Source organism: Pararhodobacter sp. SW119 (assembly GCF_017811755.1).
GTDB lineage: Bacteria > Pseudomonadota > Alphaproteobacteria > Rhodobacterales > Rhodobacteraceae > Pararhodobacter.
This window is the reverse complement of the sequence record NZ_JADDJF010000121.1, coordinates 1-2,964: the sequence shown is the minus strand read 5'-3', so window position 1 is coordinate 2,964 and position 2,964 is coordinate 1. Positions and strand designations below refer to the sequence as shown.

The 2,964-nt window shown below is 58.3% G+C and carries 1 protein-coding gene and 3 pseudogenes; 3 read left to right on the top strand and 1 reads right to left on the bottom strand.

From position 1 onward, the window contains the following. The 3 genes and pseudogenes from IM708_RS20635 to IM708_RS20625 form a co-directional block, all read left to right on the top strand. Window positions 1-289: pseudogene (locus IM708_RS20635) on the top strand (hypothetical protein); the annotation flags it as partial. A 486-nt stretch (window positions 290-775) separates the two neighbouring features. Next, window positions 776-925: a hypothetical protein gene (locus tag IM708_RS21515; RefSeq protein ID WP_245243365.1), complete on the top strand. Its 150-nt coding sequence runs from the start codon at window positions 776-778 to the stop codon at window positions 923-925. A gap of 654 nt (window positions 926-1,579) precedes the next feature. Beyond that, window positions 1,580-1,870 (top strand): annotated as a pseudogene (locus IM708_RS20625) (transposase); the annotation flags it as partial. A 362-nt stretch (window positions 1,871-2,232) separates the two neighbouring features. Here the strand turns inward: IM708_RS20625 and IM708_RS21505 are convergent. After that, window positions 2,233-2,964 (bottom strand): annotated as a pseudogene (locus tag IM708_RS21505) (IS3 family transposase); the annotation flags it as partial.

Here is a 2,964-nt window from a genome sequence, read left to right as displayed (position 1 = left end):
TCTAAGCCGCGGAACACCTCGGCTCTCATACTGCGGCGGCAAGGTCAGGGCAATTTTTCGAGGTGCCCTAATGAGATGTGGCTCACTTCTCGGTGAAAAACCCGACTCAGTTCTAGGTGCAAATCAACAGCAAAAGACCGCGAAGTTCATGGTCTTCATCCGGCTCAGCGCCGCGTCAAAAAAATGGCGGAAGTTCAATGGAACAATCCAGTTGCCACACGTCATCGAATGCGTCAAATTCACCGACGGCGTCGTTCAAACCGATGCCAACCAAAGACGCGCCGCATGATCACGCCGCGTCACCCAGATTCTGACATAGTTCGAGCTACCCAACCCATCATCAGAGCCCAATCAAAAAACGGGGCTAAAGTGCTCTGGTCTGATCTGTTTCTGTTCCCGGAATGGTCCATTCTCTGTCGGGCGTTTCCGAGTCAGCCTCGCCATTAGGCCCCCAGATTTCAAGGCCTGCTACGAGTTTAAAAAATGACCGGACCTCGGGCCGTCGGTCGTCCCCCGAAAGTCGCAGAAACCGGAGCCGCTGTGGCGCAAGAGCATATTCCGGAAGAACCCTGACAAGCTGGTTCGTTGCTAACTCTCCCTTGACCAAGTAATCTGGCAGCAGCGCAATTCCCTGCCCTGCAAGTGCTGCATCCCGCACAAGCCGCCCGTCCCCAGCGGAGAAAATCGGTTCGATTCTCTGCATGCCGCCGGATCCGTCGGGACCAATAAACTGCAAGTTCAATCCTTGCACTAGCCCCCGTTGGAGAAAGAACGAATGAGAAATCAGTTCCCGGGGGTGGATTGGACTGCCTCGACGGGAGAGGTAATCGGCCCGCGCGACAAGCACGCTTGGCACGGCATGTTCCCGCAGAACGACCGCATCAGGAACTTCGATTCCGTGGAATACGATCGCGCAATCAAGTGATCGCGATTTGATCGGAGACCAGGAGTCATATACCACCAGACGCCACTTAAGTTCAGCCTCTACCTTCATAAGACTCTCGAAAATCGGCCAGAGAAACAACGTTGAAACGCAGGCTGGCGCCGCGATTCTTATCCGAGCCCGGACCGGAACACAGCCTTGGGCGGCACGAGTGTTTGCAGCCTTCAGATCGTCGATTACAAACTCTACATCAGAAAGGTAACAGGCACCCACTGGCGTTAGGCGAACCCGACGGGTTGTCCGTTCCAAAAGTGGCGTCCCTAGAATCTTCTCTAGATTCGCCACAAGTTTGCTACACTGCGCCTTAGATATTCCCAATTCCTTAGCAGCACCAGAAAAGCTTTCCAGCTTAGCGACTTGTACAAACGCCTCAAGCATTGCCGTATTCACGGGCTCTCCCTCACAAGGACCTCGCGGTTGTCTCGCAGGTCTCCGTGTTCGGTTTAGTTTCGAAACATTAGGCGGTCAATCGTAACTCTTTGCTCGATGCCGGGAAGATTTGCTTTCAGTGACCCTCGGATCTGTCGCAAATTGACCGATTGCGGAGGCTTTGATTTGCTGAGGCGACGGCAGTTGATGAATCTGAACCGCACCGGGTTTGCCGGAGGCTCCAACTCCTGAGTAGGATGGAGCATCATGAGCAAGACCACGAACAAGTTTCCCCCTGAAGTGCGCGAGCGGGCAGTGCGGCTCGTTCTCGACAACGAGGCCCAACATCGGTCGCGCTGGCAGGCGGTGATGTCGATTGTTGCGAAGATCGGCTGCACGCCGCAGACGCTGAACGACTGGGTCAAGAAGGCCGAGGTCGACAGCGGCCGGCGCGCACTCGTCCCTACCGAGATGGCCGAGAAGATGAGGACATTGGAGCGGGAGAACCGCGAACTGCGCCAGGCGAACGAGATCCTTCGCAAGGCGTCAGCTTATTTTACGATGGCGGAGCTTGTTTTATGGAATTCGCGGCTCCTGAGGCAAAAAGGAGCCGCTGCCCAGCACCGCAAACTGCGGGGCAGCGGCGGGGGTGGCGTCGTGCGGAGCTTGGTCTTTCAGGACCGCGGTCGAGTTTGACGAGCCCCCGTCTTTTCTGACGACCTGAACGGATACGTGGGCTGCGGGCCCGGACGACAAGCAAAGGTGGAAAGAAAAGATGGCGAAAGATACCATCGGCATCGACGTCTCGAAAGACCATATCGACGCATTCTGGCATTCCCGATCCGAAGCGCGCTGCCTGCCAAATACGGAGGAAGGCTTCAGCCAGTAGCGTGTTTGCGACGACCACGAGGCGACGCATGACGGCAGACCGCCATCATCAGCGCATCCGTGACCAGTGAGGCGTCCCGGTCCGCCTTCATCGACCAGCCGACGACGCGTCGTGAGAACAGGTCCAGCACGACCGAGACTTAGAGCCAGCCCTCGGCGGTCCAGATGTAGGTGAAATCGGCCAGCCACTTCTGGTTCGGTCGGTCGGCCTGGAAATTGCGGTCGAGGATGTTGTCGGCGATCACCGACCGTTCGCCATCGACCTTGGGCTTGCCGCGCCGCTTTGGCCGCGCCCTCATGGCGTTCTGCCGCATCAGTCGCTCGATCCGGTGCAGCCCCCAGGCCAGCCCGTTCTCGAGCACATCGCGCCAGACCCGATGGGCGCCATAGGTGCGATCGCTGGTCTTGAAGCTCTTGTCGATCTCCACGACGAGCTTCGCGTCGTAGCTCGCCCGGGCGCTGATCGGTCGCCTGAGCCAGGCGTGGAAGCCCGACCGAGAGACGCCCAGCACGTCGCACATCCAGCTGACCGACCAGATATGCCGATGCTTCGCAACGAACGCGAACGTCATGTCGCTTCCCGCGCGAAGTAAGCCGCGACCTTTATTAGGATGTCACGCTCCGCTTTGAGCCGGGCGACCTCTTTCTTCAGGGCCGCGATCTCGGCCAGTTCGGGGCGTTGCTGGCTATCGCCGGGGAAGGCAGTGGCGGGCGCCACCGTCGCTTCACGCATCCACCGCCGAAGAGCATTCTCCGCCAGGTCC